At 71.6% G+C, this 17413-nt stretch carries 11 protein-coding genes and 1 pseudogene; 3 read left to right on the top strand and 9 right to left on the bottom strand.

Translation table 11 applies throughout. The features are described 5' to 3' along the window. From FOF48_RS32230 to FOF48_RS32220, 3 genes and pseudogenes are all read right to left on the bottom strand, one after another. Nucleotides 1–707: pseudogene (locus tag FOF48_RS32230) on the bottom strand (hypothetical protein); the annotation flags it as partial. A gap of 78 nt (nt 708–785) precedes the next feature. Beyond that, nucleotides 786–2168 (bottom strand): formimidoylglutamate deiminase, encoded by a 1383-nt coding sequence (gene hutF, locus FOF48_RS32225; RefSeq protein WP_143908069.1) that lies wholly within the window; start codon nt 2166–2168, stop codon nt 786–788. Nucleotides 2169–2211: 43 nt separating this feature from the next. Beyond that, nucleotides 2212–2697, bottom strand: a complete 486-nt coding sequence (locus tag FOF48_RS32220) for a ferritin-like domain-containing protein (RefSeq protein ID WP_143908067.1) — start codon at nt 2695–2697, stop codon at nt 2212–2214. Between the two features lie 268 nt (nt 2698–2965). Between FOF48_RS32220 and ligD the strand changes: the two genes are divergently transcribed. After that, nucleotides 2966–5500 (top strand): DNA ligase D, encoded by a 2535-nt coding sequence (gene ligD, locus FOF48_RS32215; protein WP_255442905.1) that lies wholly within the window; start codon nt 2966–2968, stop codon nt 5498–5500. Between the two features lie 75 nt (nt 5501–5575). Further along, nucleotides 5576–6526 (top strand): DMT family transporter, encoded by a 951-nt coding sequence (locus FOF48_RS32210; protein WP_143908065.1) that lies wholly within the window; start codon nt 5576–5578, stop codon nt 6524–6526. A gap of 15 nt (nt 6527–6541) precedes the next feature. Here the strand turns inward: FOF48_RS32210 and FOF48_RS32205 are convergent, their stop codons facing one another. The 5 genes from FOF48_RS32205 to FOF48_RS32185 are packed head-to-tail and all read right to left on the bottom strand — an operon-like array spanning nt 6542 to nt 15803. Next, nucleotides 6542–10285: an FG-GAP-like repeat-containing protein gene (locus tag FOF48_RS32205; protein WP_143908063.1), complete on the bottom strand. Its 3744-nt coding sequence runs from the start codon at nt 10283–10285 to the stop codon at nt 6542–6544. Between the two features lie 36 nt (nt 10286–10321). Continuing rightward, nucleotides 10322–11836 carry a hypothetical protein gene (locus FOF48_RS32200; protein WP_255442904.1) on the bottom strand — a complete coding sequence of 505 codons (1515 nt, stop codon included), beginning with the start codon at nt 11834–11836 and terminating at the stop codon, nt 10322–10324. A gap of 54 nt (nt 11837–11890) precedes the next feature. After that, complete coding sequence (locus FOF48_RS32195; RefSeq protein WP_143908059.1) at nt 11891–13297, bottom strand: DUF1501 domain-containing protein; 1407 nt, start codon at nt 13295–13297, stop codon at nt 11891–11893. A gap of 17 nt (nt 13298–13314) precedes the next feature. Beyond that, nucleotides 13315–13986 carry a hypothetical protein gene (locus FOF48_RS32190; RefSeq protein ID WP_143908057.1) on the bottom strand — a complete coding sequence of 224 codons (672 nt, stop codon included), beginning with the start codon at nt 13984–13986 and terminating at the stop codon, nt 13315–13317. Further along, nucleotides 13986–15803 (bottom strand): DUF1585 domain-containing protein, encoded by a 1818-nt coding sequence (locus FOF48_RS32185; RefSeq protein ID WP_255442909.1) that lies wholly within the window; start codon nt 15801–15803, stop codon nt 13986–13988. The genes FOF48_RS32190 and FOF48_RS32185 overlap by 1 nt, the downstream gene beginning before the upstream one ends. A gap of 335 nt (nt 15804–16138) precedes the next feature. Here FOF48_RS32185 and FOF48_RS32180 point away from each other — a divergent pair, with 335 nt between their 5' ends. Next, nucleotides 16139–16711, top strand: coding sequence for a DUF420 domain-containing protein (locus FOF48_RS32180; RefSeq protein ID WP_143908053.1), 573 nt, complete (start codon nt 16139–16141; stop codon nt 16709–16711). Here the strand turns inward: FOF48_RS32180 and FOF48_RS32175 are convergent. Next, a complete protein-coding gene (locus FOF48_RS32175) occupies nt 16645–17307 on the bottom strand; it encodes a biliverdin-producing heme oxygenase (RefSeq protein WP_255442903.1) in 663 nt (220 codons plus the stop codon). The two genes, FOF48_RS32180 and FOF48_RS32175, sit on opposite strands and share 67 nt — an antisense overlap. Between the last annotated feature and the right edge of the window lie 106 nt (nt 17308–17413).

Below are 17413 nucleotides of genomic sequence, written 5' to 3'. Positions count from 1 at the left end.
CCCACCTTCGCCTGCTTCTTCAGTCCGAGGATGGACTGCCCGCACTCGGTGAACGCTGGCGTCTCCTTCGCGTCCGGTGCTCGCGCCACCTGCTGCTCCGCGCTCACCTGCTGCTTCTTCGCCAGCTTCGGCGCGACGCCTCGGAAGACCCGCCACTCCATCGTCAGGTCTCGCGTCCCCTGCCCCGAGTCCACGTAGAAGGCGTTCTCCCCCACGGGGAAGGCCAGCCGGTCCTCGTCATCCTCGATGGAGACGCCGTACGCGCCGCTCGCGGTCGAGGACGGATCCCCCGGGGCTCCGGTGTCTCGTGTGGAAGGGTCGCCGCCAAGTCCCCGGCCGACGCCCCAGTCCAGTTGCCGTCCGGGCAGGGCCAACGCCTTGTTCACCGACTTGGTGATGCGGATGATCAACAACTTGCTCTTGGTCGGCGTCTCGCGCTTGCCGACGACCATGTACCGGTGCCAGTAGCCAGCGATCTTCGAGCCACCGAACTCCTGCTTCCAATCCGTCTCCAACACCAGACTGCCCCGGTCCTGACGGTAGGGCAGGTGCGCGTCCGTGAAGTACTCCCGCACCGCGGGCCACATCTCCTCCAGCGGCGCGTCGTAGATGGCTTCGTAGTCGGGCGTCTCCAGGTCCTGCCGCCCGGCGCAGCCCACCGCCAGCCCCATCAGCACCACGAGCGACAGCCACTGTCCTGAACGCATCCACATCCTCCCGCGGAAGCCTACATCCTGGCCTTCAACGCCTCGGGCGGTCCTCCATATCGAGGCCGCCTGTCACCCTCACGGATAAAGACGCCGGGCGAGCTGCTGGAACGTCCGGCCGCTCTCGTCCATCAGCGGATGCCGGCCGTCCCGCACCACCCACCGGCCCGCCACGGCGACCTCGCGCACCGCTCCCGCCGTCGCCCCGAAGACGATGCCCGGCAGCAGCGACGCGAGGCCCGCGCCCACCAGCGACGGGTGATGCAGATCCACCGTGAAGAAGTCCGCGGGCGCGCCCGGCGCCAACGCGCCCGTGTCCATCCCCAGGCTCCGCGCGCCCTGCACCGTGGCCATGTCGAAGAGCCGCGCCGCCAGCCCGTCCAACGTCCCCGTCCCCGGATCCAACACCGCGCGGCGCAGACGCACCAGGCGCAGGTGCTGCTCCAGCTGCCGCGCCTCCTCCAGCAGGTCCACGGTCGTCTGGCTGTCCGAACCGAAGCTCACGCGCGCCCCGGCCTTCACCAGCGCGTCCGCAGGCACGATGCCATCCCCCAGGTTGCGCTCCGTGGACGGGCACGCGCACACCGTGGCCTCCGCGCGGCCCAGCAGCGCCACCTCGTCGTCCGTCAGGTGCACCCCGTGCACCGCCGTGAAGCGCGGCCCCAGCAGCCCCACGTCCGACACCAGCTCCACGGGACGGCGGCCGTGCTCCGCCAGGCACGCTTCAATCTCCTTGGGCTGCTCCGCCACGTGCATGTGGATGGGCATGACAGCGGGCGCGGCGCGGGCCACCTGCTCCAACCAGTCGCGCGACACCGCGCGCACGCTGTGCGGCGCGAGCCCCACGTTCACCCGTGCGTCGCCACGCACCGCCTGGGCCAGGTCCTGCGTGGTGGCGAGGAACGTGTCCACGTCCGCGTCGATGAAGCGGCGCTGGCGCGGGTTCGCCGGCACGTTGAAGCCCGCGCGCGCGTAGCCCACCCGCAGCAGACAGATGCGCAGCCCCACGTCCGTCGCCGCGCGGATGACCGCGTGCGCCAGGGCGTTGCGGTCCGCGTAGGGCGTCCCGTCGGACTGGTGGTGCAGGTAGTGGAACTCGCCCACCGCGGTGATGCCCGCGAGCGCCATCTCCACGAACACCTGCCGGGAGGCGGCGTAGACCTCCTCGGGCGTGAGGGCCTCCGCGGCGCGGTACATCGCCTCGCGCCAGGACCAGAAGTCGTCCTGCCCCCGGCCGGACGCCACGTATTCGGTGCGCCCCCGGATGAGCCGCTGGAAGGCGTGCGAGTGGCCGTTGACGAGTCCCGGAAGCAACGCCCGGCCCGCGAGCCGCTCCACGCGCGCGTCCGGAGGCACCTTGTCGAGCACTCGGCCGTCCGCGCCCACCGCCAGCGCGCGGCCTTCGTGGAAACGCCCTTCCGCGAAGAGGAAGTCAGGTTGGTAGACTGTGATGTCGCTCACGCGCGGCAGCGTATGCCAGTTCCCGGCGGGGCGCGGAAGCAGCTCAGGCGCCCAGTTCAGCACCGTCCATGAGGGGCGCGCGGCCCTCCGCCCAGGGACGGGTGCGCACCGCGTCGCGGATCCACGTGCCGTGCCGCCGCTCGTCCTCGCGGTGCTGGTGGATGAGGGCCTTCACCTCCGGAGTCCACTCGAACTGGAGCGCCAGCTCATAGGCCCGGTCGAACAGCTCCTCGTTGCCGAGCATGGCCCACAGCGTGGCCTCCGTCCCCATCAGTCCCGTCATCGCCGTCAGGCTCTTCATCGCGGAGCCCTTCAGGTCGGGCCGCAGCGTCACCGGGTCCCCCCCGAAGTGGCGGATGAGCGTGTTGAGGTCCTGCACGTGCCGCAGGTGGTCCGCGCGGAAGCTGTTGAGGCGCTCGCGCACCAGCGCCGGCCCGATGCGCGCGATGGCGACGTCGTACGCGCCCACGGCGTCCGCGTCGAGCTGGGCCAGGCTGTGCAAGCGAGCCACTTCGGACTTGTCGGCCATCGGCGCCTCCTCCAGGTGAGTGAAACGGGCGAGTGAAACAGGCGGATGTGAAGGCTCGGTCAATGTGGGGCGCCCTCCTCCCGGAACCAACCGCCTTTCCGCGCACCCACCCCTCCGCCGCCCCCAGGGCAGGCGGTCGGTCGCGAGCCCGTGCACGTCCATGGCCCCGGACAAGCAGCCCCCACCTCCCGGAGCGCCTGCCCTCCTGGTCCCCCGCCCGCCGCCACGAGGAATTGCGCGCCCACCCTCCTGTGCAGAGCGTTGGAGGGTGAAGACCTCCCAGACACAGAAGCGTCTGCGCCGCTACCGGATGAAGCGGGACTTCCACCGCACGCCGGAGCCCTCGCCGGACGTGGGCGCACCCAGCGAGAGCGCCCCCCGCTTCGTGGTGCACCAGCATGACGCCACCCGGTTGCACTACGACCTGCGCCTGGAGATCGGCGGCGTGCTGGTGAGCTGGGCCATCCCCAAGGGACCCAGCCAGGACCCCGCGGTGAAGCGGCTGGCGGTCCAGACGGAGGACCACCCGCGCTCCTACGCGGACTTCGAAGGCCACATCCCGGATGAACAGTACGGCGGGGGCGACTCGCTGCTCTGGGAGTCCGGCACCTTCGAGACGGTCCCACCCGGCGACGCCGAAGCCCAGTTGAAGCGTGGCCACCTGGAGGTCGTGCTCCACGGCGCGAAGCTGAACGGGCGCTGGCACCTGGTGCGCACCCGTCCCCGAAGCGGCAAGGCACAGTGGCTCTTCTTCAAGGCGAAGGATGCCTTCGCCCGCCCTGGCTCCGACATCACCGTGGAGCGCCCCGAGTCCGTGAAGAGCGGCCAGGTGCGCACGCAGGGGCCACGCAAGCCCGGCGTGGCGCGCGCCAGGAAGGCCGTCCGCGCTCCCGCCAGGTCCGCCCGCGCGCCGGCGACGCCGGAGGCGCTGTTGAAGCGGGTGTGGCCTCCCATGCTCGCGCGGCTGGCCGTCTCCGACGAGGTGCACGACGAAACGCACGCCTACGAGGTGAAGTACGACGGCTTCCGCGCCATGTTCGCCTCCACGCACGGCAAGAGCGCCTTCCAGAGCCGCCGGGGCAACGACCTGTCGAGCCGCTTCCCCCGGCTCACCTCGTCACTGCGCGAGCTGCCCGCGCGCGACCTGGTGCTGGATGGGGAGATCGTGGCGCTCGACGCGAAGGGGCGCTCCAGCTTCCAGCTCCTCCAGCACGCGGAGGCGGACACGGAGCAGCGCCTCCGGGTGTTCGACCTGCTGTGGCTGGACGGCGAGGACCTGCGCCAGCGCCCCTATGGGGAACGCCGCGCCCGGCTCGAGAAGCTGATGGCGCACGCGGCGCTCCCGCTTCAGCTCTCCGAGAAGCTGGACCTGCCCTTGTCGCGGGCCCTACAGGAAGCGCGCCGCAAGGGCTGGGAGGGCATCATCGCCAAGCGCAGGGACTCGCCCTACACCGGCACGCGCTCTGGCGACTGGTTGAAGCTGAAGGTGGTCGCGGGCCAGGAGGTCGTCATCCTCGGCTACCTGCCCATCAAGAACGCCCGGGCGAAGTCGGAGATCGGCGCGCTGCGCGTGGGCGTGCGCGGCCGGGGCGGCTACCACGACGTGGGCAAGGTGGGCACGGGCTACACCACCGAGGACCGCCGCGAGCTGCGCGGGCTGCTGGACGCCTCGCGCGTGAAGAAGTCCGCCGCCGTGGATGCGCCCGCGAACACGGACACCGTCTGGGTGAAGCCGAAGTACGTGGCCCAGGTGCGGTTCACCGAGTGGACGAAGGACGGCCGCCTGCGCCAACCCGTGTTCCAGGGCCTGCGCGGCGACAAGGTTCCCCAGGAGGTCGTGCGGGAACACCCCGCCCCTGTCGAAGGCTCGGCCCGCCGGGGCTCGCGTCGGGCTCCGGCGCGGGTCTCCGCTCGCACCACGACGAAGCCCGAACGCGAGGTGTCCGGGCGCGCCCCGCAGGTGCATCTCACGCACGGCGACCGCGTGCTGTTCCCCGGCGCCGGCCTGACGAAGGCGGATGTGTTCGCGTACTACCGGGACGTGGCACCGCTGCTGTTGCCCGTGCTCGCGGATCGTCCCCTGGCCCACCAGCAGTGGCCCGCGGGCATCGAGGCCCCGGGCTTCTTCCGCCATGAGCTGTCCGGCATCCCCCCGTGGCTGCCCACGCTGCGCGTGCGCCACGAAGCGAAGACGCTGCGCCACGTGAACGTGAAGAGCACGGCCGCGCTGCTGTGGCTGGCCAACCAGTCCGCGCTCACGCTGCACATGTGGCTGAGCCACGCGCCCCGGCTGGCGCAGCCGGACTTCGTGGTGTTCGACCTGGACCCCGGCGTCGGCGGCTGGAAGGACCTGGTGAAGGTGGCCAAGGCCCTGCACGCCCGCCTGGAGGAGCTGGGCCTGGAGTCCTTCCCGAAGACCTCCGGCAAGCGAGGCCTGCACGTGCTGGTGCCGCTGGCGCCGGGCCACACCTACGCGCGCACCCAGGCGTTCGCGGACGCGCGGGTGCGTGAGCTGGAGGAGGACCTGGGCGGCATCGCCACCACGAAGCGCTCCGTCCGCGACCGCGAGGGCCGGCTCTACCTGGACGCGGGCCAGAACGCGCGCGGCAAGACGGTGGTGGCGCCCTACTCGCTGCGCGCAGTGGAGGACGCGCCCTTCTCCGCGCCGCTCGCCTGGAGCGAGGTGAACGGCCGCCTGGACCCCCACCGCTTCCGCCTGAAGACGCTGAAGAAGCGCCTGGACGCGGTAGGAGACCTGTTCGCGCCCGCGCTCCGCGTGAAGCAGGTGCTGCCGGCGGAGTGAGTCGCCTGCTTCCGCGTCGCGCCCTGAACGGATGTCTCCCCGAAGGGCCCTGGCGCGTGCTAGTGCCCCCGGGCCATGTCGTCCGCACCCGCCGTGAGCCTCCCCGTGCAGTCCGCGCCGCGATGGAAGGTGTCCCTCGCCTACGCCACCTGCTTCATCCTCTGGGGCTCCACCTGGGCCGCGGTGAAGGTGGGGCTGGAGGACCTGCCACCGCTGCGCTTCGTGGGCACGCGCATGCTCGTGGCCGGGCTGGCGCTGCTGCCCTTCGCGCGCTCGCGCGGCGCGGCGCTGGGCAACGGCACCGGGTGGCGCATCGCGGGGCTGGGCGTGCTCCAGCTCGCGTTGCCCTTCGGGATGCTCTTCGTGGCGCAGCAGTGGATCCCGTCCAGCTGGGCCGCGCTCCTCTTCTCCACCTTCCCCGTGTGGCTGCTGGTGGTGGGGCGCGTGCTGGTTCCTGATCAGCTGCTCACCGGGCGCAAGCTCCTCGCCGCGGGCCTGGGCCTGACCGGCGTGGTGGCGCTCCAGCACCAGGAGCTCGCCTCGCTCAGCTTCTCCGGCATGGTGCTGCTTGGCTGCGCGATGACGCTGGGCGCGGCGGCGTCCGTGGCGGTGGCCAACGTGCTGGTGCGCCAGCACATGACGCACGTGCCGCCGCACCTGCTCACCATGGTGCAGTCCTTGAGCAGCGCGGTGCTGCTGCTGTCCGCCTCCGCGATGACCGAGTGGAATCAGCCGGCGCACTGGACCACGCGCTCGGTGAGCGCGCTCCTGTACCTGGCGCTGGGCGGGACGGTGCTCACGTACCAGTGCCTGTACTGGTTGCTGCCGCGCATCTCCCTGGCGGCCCTGGGCGCCATGGCCCTGCTGGACACGCTGGTGGCGGTGACGCTGGGCGTCGCGCTGCTGGGTGAGCCGCTCACGCCCGCACTGCTCGCGGGCGGCATGCTCATCCTCACCGCGGCGGCGCTCGCCAACCGCGGCGAGGCCCCGGAGGCGAAGGCGCCTCCGGAAGCGACCCCGGGGTGAAGCGCCGCCCCCGCGTCAGAAGGGCAGGGGCAGCGAGAACGCGGTGCCGTTCTGCGTGCCGGTGCGGTAGCTCTTCGGCGCGCCGATGACGACCGTCGGCGGCGAGCCTCCGCTGCCAGGGACGACCGCGATGGACTGACCGAGCGAGCTGCGCTCCGCGCCGTCGCCCACCACGAGCAGGAAGGGCGACAGCGGCCCCTGCGACTTCGTGCCGCCGGCGAAGAGGAACGCCGCGCCCTCGCCGTCCGAGGCCACCGACGCGCCCGGCGCGCCCACCCACAGGTCCGGCACCCCGTCGCCGTTCAGGTCCTTGCCGCCCGAGAGCGCCGTGCCAAAGGTCACCGCGCGGGCGCGGTACGTCAGGTTGGGCGGCGCCAGCGTGGCGCTCAGCGCGTCCACCAGCACCTCACCCGCCGTGGGCCTGAGCCCGTTGAGCTTCGCGATGTCGAAGAGCAGCACCGCGGGCTGGCTCACGCCGTCCACGAGGTAGTTGTTGGCCGACACCGCGATGAAGTCCCGCGTGTCGCCCAGGAAGCGGCCCGCGCGCGTGGAGGCCACGCCCAGGTTCATCAGCGCGCGGCCCACCTCCGCGTCAGCGGCGATGCGCACCATGGATGCCGCCGTGCGGCCTCCGCACCGGCTGCCACCCGGGTCGTAGCCATAGAGGATGACCACGCCCGAGTGCGAGCCGTCCGAATAGCGCCACGCCACCTCGTCGCAGCCGTCCCCGTTCAGGTCGCCCAGGGCCGCGGGCGCGGAGGTCTGCGGCAGCGCGGTGGTGTTCCACTGGGTGGGGGGCCAGACGACGGGCGTGGACGGCCAGGAGTAGAGGGCGTCACAGGCCAGGGTGAGCTTCGCGAGCGAGGCGTCATCCGGCGCGCGGCCCAGGAACAGGTCGAAGCCGCGGTCGCGCAGCACGGCCACGTCCTGCTTGCCGTCGCCGTTGAAGTCGAAGCCGCCCACCACGTTGCGGCCCAGGGTGGTGCGCTTGCAGCGGGTCGCCGCCGGGTCGTCGCAGGTGGTGACGACGGACGGCGCGAACACGCGGTAGGCCGCCTTGAAGGTGCCGTCCGCCTGTCCCAGCGACACCAGGAAGCCGCCCAGCGTCTGCGTGCCCGCCAGCATGCACGCGTTCTGCACGTAGGGATCCTTCTCCGACGCGGCGGACCCCGTGCCGGGGATGACCAGCGCGGTGGAGCCCGCCACCATGTCCGGCCGCCCGTCGCCGTTGAAGTCCGTGAAGGCCACGTCCACGCCCACGTTGCGGCCTCCCCACCAGGGCGAGCTGGCGCCCTCGCCGGACACCGTGGCCGTCCCGGGCGTGGCCGTGTCGAAGGTGTACGCGCGGCCCACGTTGAGGTCCGCGCCGTCGTTGTTGGGGCCCGGGCCCGAGAAGCCCTGCGCGCCCACCAGCGCCATCACCTTGCCGTTGAGCCGGGCCAGCGCCACCCCTTCACCGAAGCGCTCCATGCTGGCCTTCGTCGTCACCTCCAGGCCGCTGCGCGTCCACTCGGACAGGCTCGCGCCCGCCTTCTGGTAGACGTCCACGCGGCCGGTGAAGGCGCCCGTGGCGGACGAGGCGCGGCCGGAGAAGCCCGCCAGCACCGTGCCCGACGGCAGCGTCCAGGCCGAGAGGCCCGCGCCCAGCACCTCCGCCTTCGCGGCGCCGCCCAGCGCCACCAGCGGCTTGTTCATCACCGTGTTCTTCGCCAGGGACGTCAGCGGGAACGCCAGCACCTTGCCCGCGTTGCCCAGCGTCTGCGTGCCCGCCGTCACCGACGCGTACGGCGCGCCCAGGAGCAGCTCCGGCCCCGCCGTTCCGTCCACGTCCATCACCGCCCAGCTGCGGGTCGCGGTGATGCCGCGCGCGTCGCCGTAGAAGCGCGCGTACGCGTCCGCCAGCGGCACCTTCACGGGCGCCGCCTGCGACGGGTCGTCCACCAGCGTCGCGCCCCGCAGGTCGAACAGGTAGGCCCCGCCCGCGTCCACCTGCGCCGCCACGCCGCCCTCCTTGCTCAGGTCCGGCGAGTCCGCCTTGTCCGCCATCACCAGCAGGAGCGGAGGCCGGCTGCCCTCGGCGGGGATCGCGCCCAGGCGCCAGGTGCCCTCGTTGCCCAGGACCTCCACGGCGGTGTTGGACGCCATCACGTACAGGTCCGGCGCGGAGCGGTAGCGCGCCCCGGTGGCGCGCGCGAAGTACACCGCCACGCCCATCTGCTGCCCGTCGGTGGTGCCGTCCGCCTTGTAGCGGGTCAGCTTGTGCAGCGACGCCAGGTCCGGGCGGCCGTCGTCGTTGAGGTCCGCGACCACGATGGCGCGGCCCAGCTCCGTGTTGCTGCGCAGCACGAACTTGCCGTCCACCAGCAGGTCCTGCCCGCCCAACCGCACCGCCGGCAGGTCCGGGACGGGCTGGTTCTTGGCGAGCAGGAAGATGTCGATCACCCCGCGCCGGCTGACGCCGGAGATGGTGGACAGGTCGCCCGCGGGCGAGCCCACGAACAGGTCCATGTCGCCGTCGCCGTCCGCGTCCGCGATGGCCAGACCCGTGCCGAACCCGCCTCGGCCCAGGCCGGTCAGCGCGGGCCGCAGCAGCGCGGGCGGCTGGCCCGACTTGAAGGTGTAGAGGTACACCGCGCCCGAGTCGCCGATGGTGACGTCCGCGCCCGGCGACGACACCGCCAGGTCCGCGCGCCCGTCCCCGTCCAGGTCGCCCGCGGCCAGCATGTCTCCGAAGAGCGCGCCCTCCGTCTCGCCCGTCAGCACCCAGGTGGGCTTCGAGGGCAGGCCGGACGCGCTGCCCTTGTAGATGAACACCGCGCCGCCCGTGGGGCGCGACAGCTCGCTCTCACGCTGGCCCACCGCCAGGTCCTGGATGCCGTCGCCGTCGAAGTCCGCGGTCACCATCGTGGCCGCGTCCGTCAGCCGGCCGTGCGCCAGCAGGGGCCGCTTCAGCTCATCCAGCACGCGCACCGCCACGGGGGCCACGTCGCCGGTGAAGGCGTCCTTCGCCTCCAGGGAGATGAGGCCGGAGGCGCCCGCCTCCACCACCACGCGCCCGTTCACCACCGAGCCGGGGCCGGACTTCTTCGTCCACACCACGCGGTCCGTGCCGCCCGCCGTGCCCAGCGGCGCGGACGCGCCCGACGGGAGGGCCAGGTACTGCGGGTCGCCCACCAGCTTCGCGGCCTTGCTCACGGTGTACTGGAGCACCGCCACGTCGCCGGACTTCGTGTCGCGCACGGTGAGGACGTCCTGCGCCTCCACCTGCCCCGCCGTGTAGAGGCCCGCGTCGGTGAGCGTGGCGCCGGAGCCGTTGCTGGTGAGCGTGAAGGACGCCGTGCCCACCAGCCCGTCGATGGCGATCTGGAAGGACGCGCCCGGCCGCAGCATGGCCCGCGCGGGCGCGACGCCGAAGCCCGCCAGCACCTTCACCCGCACGCTCGCGGTGCCGCCGCACTGGTCGTCCACCACCGTCAGCGTGTCGTCCGCCGGCGTGCGCCCCGCGACGAAGCGGTTGCCGCGCATGTCGCCAGCGGAGCCGCCCGCCTCCGCGCGGAAGGTGTAGTGGCCGCTGCCGCCACCCGCCGTCAGCGTGGCCACGCTGCCGGAGCGCACCGTCGTGGGCTCCGCCGACAGCGTCAGCGGAGCGAGGCCTTCACACGGGCCCACGTAGGGCAGGACCTCGGCGGGCCGCTGCCCGTCATCACAGGCCAGGGTCAACAGCGCGAGCAGGGGGGTCGCGCGGGCGAGACGTTTCATGGGGGTGCCTCGAAAAATGAAGTCACGAAGAGGGCGTCAGGGGAGCGCGCCGGACGACACCCACCGCTGGATGAGGGCGATGCCCTGCGGATCCAACGGCCCGTCCGCGGGCATGCGCAGGTCGCGCACCGCCGCGTTGATGAGCTGGGCGTTGGACTTCCACAGCTCGTACGTGTTGAGCGGACGGCCGGGGCTGGTCGTGTGGCACTTGGCGCAGCGGGCCTCGTGGATGGGGCGGATGTCGCGCGCGTAGCTGGGGGTGGTGGTGAGCGGCTGGTAGGTGAAGGGCACCTGCCGGAGCGCCTCCGAGCCGTCCGCGAAGCGGGACACCACGCCCAGCGTGTGCCCGCCCGGCGTCAGGCTGGCGAAGGAGAACGCCTTGAGCGTCTCATGGTCCGCCTCCAGGCCGCCCATGCTGTACGCGGGCCCGGTCGCCTCGAACTCCTGACCCTCCAGCTGGAAGACGACGCGCTGCGGGGCGGCGCCCGGCGGCAGGCGGGCCTGGACCACCAGCCCGTCCTCCACCACCAGCATGCCCTGGTGCATCCCCGTCACGCGCGGCACCGGCGCCCGGCTGACGGCCATCGCCGCGTCGGCCACGCGCACCCACGCGCAGCCCGTCTCATCCACCGCCAGGAGCGACAGCGCGCCTGCCGGCAGCCCCTCCGCGGAGCCCCAGAGGCCCTGGTCCGCGTCGAAGGTGAAGAGCTTGTCGCCCGCGCGGGCCCAGAGGTAGCGCCCCGCGCCCATCAGCTGATCCGGCAGCGACGGCAGCCCCACGGTGCTCCAGCCGTCGGCGTTCCGGCGCAGCACGCGGGTGCTGGTGAGCAGCCACACCTCACCGGCCTTGCCCGTGCCGGCGCCCAGCCCCGCGAGCGTCCGCACCGTCTCCCCGGTGCCCAGGGGCGCGTCCGTGCCGCGCACCTGATAGACGCCCGGCGCGGAGGCCACCACCACGTTCAGCTTGCCCTGGCGCGCGAACCACAGGCCCGGCAGGCCGTCCTCCGCGGGCGCGGCCGTCATCGTGGTGATGCCGCTGAGCGCCTGGCCCGACAGCTTCAGCGACGCGAGCACGCCGCCTTGAATCTGGTAGAGACCCGTGGGGTGGGCGATCCACGCGGCGCCGTCCGCCGTCTGCGCGGTGGCGACGATGCCGGTGCCCAGCACCTCCTGCCACAAGGGTTCGATGAGCCAGCCCTGGTTCGCCAGGAACAGGCCGCTGTTCGTCTCCACCAGGGCGCTGTGCGGCCCCAGGCGGAAGGTGGCGCGCACCTGGCCCAGCGCGGATTTGTTCTGCGGGTGCGGCTCCAGCGCGGCCCGCGAGCCATCCAGCCGCAGCCGCACGGCGCCGCCCGCCGCGGTGGCGAAGATGCCGCCGCCGGACTGGTCCGCGAAGCCAGGGGCCTCCGCCAGGGACTGGGACGCCGCGACCTGGGTGGCCGTGAACGCCGCGGGCTTCGCCGGGTCACTTCCCGGCGGGGCGTCATCGCCGCACGCGCAGAGCAGCACCGCGGCGCAGAGCAGGAACGAAGGGGGGAGGAAGCGCGCCACGGCGGGGGAACCGTGGCGCGGTGAGGGGCGCGAGGAGGGAGTGCTCATCAAGGTTCAGGCAAGGATGAACCGCAGCGGGTCCACCCGCGTGATGCTGTAGTCCAGCTTCGCCGAGGCCAGCACCGTGGCGATGATGTGCTCGGGGAAGATGTTGGAGCCGTTGGGGTCGTTGGCGCCCGTGCGCAGGTCCACCGTGCCCGGCGACATGCCGATGTCGCCGCTGCGGCCCACCACGAGGTTGTGCTTGATGCCCGCGCCCATCATCAGGCAGCTGTTGGACAGGTGGTGGTCACGGCCGCCCGTGGCGTTGATGGTGGGCGTGCGCGCGAACTCGCTGAACACCAGGATGGTGGTGTGGTCCATGAAGTTGCCGCCGCCAGGGTGCGACGTCTGGCGGAGATCATTCACCAACAGGTTCAGCGCGTCGAATCCCGCCCGCTGGTTGCTTGCCTGGGTGACCTGCGTGCCGAAGTGGGTGTCCAGGCCGCCGGCCAGGTTGATGGACACGCACTGGCTGATGCCCTTCTTCAGGGCGGTGGCCACCATGGCGGCGCGGCCCGCGGCGCTGTTGTACGGGTAGGCCTGGTTGTTGAGCCCGTAGAAGTCGCGCACGGTCTGGTTGGCCGCCAGGTTGAAGCGGAACGAGTCCGACAGCTTGTTCTCCATCACCGTCTGCATCTGGGTGCGGCTGCTCTCGTAGGCCGTGCCCACGCCCCGCGCGGTGAGCGCCTGCTCCTCGCAGCTGATGGGCATGCCGTTCAGGTCGATGAGGCTCTTCTCGATTTCGCTGTCCAGCTGCCGGGCCGCCACGGGCGGGTCCAGCGTGAGGACCAGGTCCGCCAGGCCGCTCACGCGCAGCGCGTTGGCGTAGCCGCCGTAGCGGTCGTTGTAGGACTCCACGCCCTGGGCGATGGACGGGATGGGCACCGTGGGCTTCATCTGGCCCACGATCTCCGTCGCGGTGGAGGAGCCGCGCGCCGCGCTGCCGATGGGCATCTTCCCGGTGAGGAAGTAGCGGTAGCCCACCTCGTGGGTGAGCGTGCTCATGTTGATGCCGCGCACCACCGTCATCAGGTCGTAGTGGTCCGACAGCGCGCCCACCGCGGGCCCGAAGGTCATCGTCGCGGGGCCGGCGCCCGGACGCTCCTTGGGGATGATGGGCGTCTGCTGGAAGCGCGAGTCGGTGGAGAGCAGGCTGTAGCCCGGCATGATGCGCGTCTCGCTGACGCGGTCCGCGGTGAACACCGCCGGGTCGCGCGGGTCGAACGCGAGCAGCTGATCCCACCCTCCGTTGAAATACACGAAGACGAAGCAGCGGTCGGGCGGCGCCAGGTTGGTCGCCTGGGCCACGGCCTTGAAGGGGATGCCTCCCAGCAGCAGGGAGCCCATGAAGCCGGCTCCAGCCTTGAGGAAGGTGCGGCGCTCGGGGCAGCAGAGGTCGTCTTGGGGCGTCTTCTTCATCGCAGGCACCGTCAAGGTCAGTAGGTGATGAAGCGCGAGTCCGTCAGCATGGCGATGCAGACCACCGCCAGCGCCTGGTCGCGCTTCTTGAGGGTTTCGGCACGGGCCGCGGCCTTGCGGAAGAACGTCGCGTAGCGCGACAGCTCCTCGCCGGACAGGGGCGCGCCCCAGAAGCGCGTGGACAGGTACACCAGCGTCTCGTTCACCTGCGCGTCCGTGAGCTTGGTCAGGTCGCTCATGGGCGTGGGCAGCGTGCGGCCCAGCGTGCGCAGGGCCACGTCCGTCTGCGCGATGTCCTTCTGCGCCTGGGCGATGCAGACCTTGCGCGCGCCGTCGTCCAGGAAGCGGGCGAAGACGAGGTTGGGCTCGGTGTTCTCCGTGGTGATGAGCGCGTAGTCGGCGCGGCCCAGCGACTGGGCGCGGGCCTCCAGCTCATCCCACTCCATGCCCACGGCGACCTTGATGGACTCCTTGAGCTGCGCGACGGTGAGGCGCCGGGGGGCGCGGCCCACGCTGCCGCCCTGGGCCTCCGGGTCCGGCAGCGGGTCGATGGGGGTGGAGTCCCCGTGCGGGTTGGGCACCGGATCCAGCTGGGCATCCAGCGGGACGGGCTTGGCGGGGGCGTCCACGGAGCCTTGGGTGCAGCCCGTGGCGAGCGCGAGCAGCGCGGTCAACAGTAGGCGGCGCATCAGTCGATCCTCCGGTACGCGTCGGACATCACCACCTGCTGGATGAGGCCCTTGAGGCTGTGGTTGTTCTTGGCGAAGTCCTGCGACAGCGTCTGCAGGTACAGCCGCTGCTCCTCGGCGGTCATCGCCCGGCCCAGGAACTCGTTCCAGATGCGCTTGACGGTGCAGCGCTCCAGGTCGCCCGTCTCCATCATCCGCTGCACGAGCGTCTGCGGACCGCCCTCGATGTTCTTCTCCTCGTCCGCGGTGCGGTAGAGGTAGGTCTTCAAGAGGCCCAGCGAGTTGGCGCCGTCGCCGTCGAAGGCCTGCATGACGTACTGGGTGCACTCGCCGCCGCAGTTGGTGTCACCGGCGATGGCGCAGTCGCGGCACTTCACGTCCAGGCGGGGGAACTGGTCCGGCGACAGGAACAGCGCGGAGCGCTCCGCGAAGCGACCCCAGTGCGCGCCCGTGGGCTCGATGGTGGCGTGGCAGTAGTTGCAGCCGCAGCGCTTGGCCAGGTTGTTCTCGCGGTTGCAGGCGTCCTCCGGGGGCGGCAGCGACGCGTCCGCGGCCGGGGCGAAGTGCTTGCAGAGGAAGGCCTCGTAGAACTCGTTCACGCGGGCGCGCTGCGTGGGGAAGCGGTAGAGGAACGCCGGGGTGGTGAGCACGCCGGAGTGGGTGGTGTCGCGGGTGTACTCGCTCCACTGGTTGGCGCTCGTGTACGTCACGGCGGGCAGCGTGGCGGTGTCCGCGGGGGACTTGATGCTGAAGACGCCCACGCCCTGGCGCTGGCGGAAGAACTCCGACAGCGTGCCGTTCACGAAGGAGCGGCGGGTGGTGAGGATGTTGAAGTAGGGCTCGTCGTTGCGCACCACGGCGTCCGTGATGAAGAGCGGCTCCTCGTTGAAGGCGGTGACGCGCGCGGTGTGCACCTCCGCGATTTCGCAGCGGCGCATCTTGTCGCCGCAGCCGCAGGTGCGGTCGCCGTTGAAGCGCGCCGTCTCACAGGACTCGCCGGTGTACGGGTTCGTCGCGCGGTTCTGCGCCTCCACGGCGCACACCTTCACGGTGTCCGTGGTGGTGGACCAGTAGGGCTGCACCGCCGTGTTGACGTAGCCCTCGCGCTGCACGCAGCCCTGCTGCGGCACCCACGTGCCGTTGATGCCGCTGCGCTGCGCCATGGTGAAGCCGCAGCGGTCCAACCGCTTCAGGCTGGGGTTCGTCTCCGGCGTCGGGTGCACCCACGCGGTGATGACGCCCGTGGCCGGCGAAGGCACCAGCACGTTGGTGGTGTTCTTGCTCGGGTCCGGCAGGCACAGGTAGCCCACGGACTTGTTGGCGCTGGAGAGGAAGCGGTTGTCGCAGAAGTTCACGTACTTGCCGTACGTCGCGTCGGCCTTCAGCGCGTTGCAGTCCGCGAACTTCAGCTCCGGCGCCGTGGAGTTCACGTCCAGCAGCCGGCACTGGTAGTAGTTCGGGTCGTAGTCGTAGCTGACCGGCAGCGGCACGCCCTGCGGGTCGCGGCAGTTGGGCGGCGTGGAGTTGTCCTGGTGCGCGTCCTGCGGCTTCGCCTTGCAGTTGTCCTGTTCAATCTCCCCGTCACAGCGCTGGCTCTGGCCGCCGCGCAGGCTGTTGGAGTTGTTGCCGGCGAAGCTCAGCGGCGTCCCGGAGACGCGGAAGTCGCCGTTGGCCTGCACGCTGGAGTTGATGTTGGAGCGCAGCAGCGCGCGGTGGAACTCGCGCATCCGGGCGTAGAAGGACTCGTCACCCATCATCTTGCGGACGTCTTCCGCGGTGACGGAGCCCTTGGCCTGGAACGTCTTGTACTCCTCCATCGTCGGAGGACGTCCCAGCAAATCAAGAGAGAGCTGTCGAAGGTGCCGCTCCAGGGGGACTTTCGCCACGGGCGCGCACACCGCTTCTTCAGCGGCTGCGGGCAGGGCGAGCAGGAGGGCGGCGCTCGCCAGGGGGGCAAGGCAACGCACGCTGAACACGGGAAACCTCCGAGAGGGGGGTCGGGGGTGACGCACTGGTGTTCGAGTATGAAGGAATTTCCGGTTTGAGATCCAGTTGACCTTACCGATTCCATTCGCCCGACATGTAGGCCCACGTGCGGCCGACCTCGGAGGAGCGGTTGCAAGTGGGCCCTGACGCGAGCCAGAAGGGGGGCATGTCCAACGCCGCTTCCGGGCTTTCCCCGTCGTCCTCCTCGACCAGTGACCGGTCCTTCTTCATCGCCACGGGCGTGGTGTCCGCGGGGGCGCTGGCGCTCCTGGCGTGGCTGCTGCTCATCCGGCGTGGCGGCGCGGGGACGGCGGGCGTGGACCTGCGCTTCATGCCGGCGGTGAACGCGACCCTCAACGCGACGGCGGCGGCGCTGCTGCTGGGGGGCTGGGTGGCCATCAAGCGCGGCGCGCGGCGCGTGCACCAGAACCTGATGGTGAGCGCGTTCATCGCGTCCTCGCTGTTCCTGGTGGGCTACCTCGCGTACCACTTCGTGCACGGGGACACGCGCTACGTGGGCGACTTCCGGGGGCTGTACCTGACGCTGCTGGCCAGCCACGTGCTCCTGTCCATGCCAGTGCTGCCCATGGCGCTCGTGGCCTTCTACTTCTCCTGGCGGCAGCAGTTCGCCCGGCACCGCAAGGTGACGCGGTGGCTGGCGCCCATCTGGCTCTACGTGTCGGTGACGGGCGTGGTGGTGTTCTTCATGCTGCGCGGCGGCGTCCCCGCGGTGTCCTGAAGCGGCCCCGCGTCCCGCGTCAACCAGGCGGCGAAGCCATCGAAGGTGTCGCGGGCGCCCTGCACGACGGCCGCGTCGAAGGAGGAGGAGGCCGCCCGTTCGGACGCCTGGGTGAGGACGGCGCCGAAGGAGCGCCACATGGGCCCCACCTCCTCACCGTAGGCCCGGAAGAAGGCGAAGCTCCCCACGCGCGCGTCCGGACCGAAGTGCCGCGTCAGGTGGCGCAGGATGAGCTGGCCCCCCAGCGTGGAGCCCTCCAGCACGTACGCGCACCCCAGCGCCTCGGGCAGCCCCGGCAGGGACGGCAGCGGGGAGGCGCGAGGCAGCCGCGCGAGCGAGCCCGCGTCGTGCCCCAGCGCCCGCAGGTCCTGCGCCAGGAGCGGCGTCTTCCAGCGCGCTGGCAGGTTCAGCGCGGGCTCCAGGGCTGACAGGGGCCCGGCGAGCAGCGCCTCCACCGGCAGGTAGAAGCCATGGAAGGACTCCAGCTGGCGCTGGTAGTCCGCGGGCGTCAGGTGCGCGTCCATCAGCCGCACCGCGCCCTCCGTGCGCTCGTGATGGGAGCGCGTCTCCGTCTTCAGTCGCCGCAACAGGTCCAAGGTCCCTCCGAGGATGGGACGCAGCGCGGCATCCGGAAACCCCCTTGACGGCGAATGTCGTCCGCTCAGCGGAGCCGGTCGCGTGCCGCCCCTGCATGCGGTCCAC

Origin of the sequence: Corallococcus sp. Z5C101001, from assembly GCF_007352635.1 — a bacterium.
Taxonomy (GTDB): domain Bacteria; phylum Myxococcota; class Myxococcia; order Myxococcales; family Myxococcaceae; genus Corallococcus; species Corallococcus silvisoli.
Note: the sequence above shows the minus strand (reverse complement) of the source record. Positions and strands in the feature narration are given on the sequence as shown.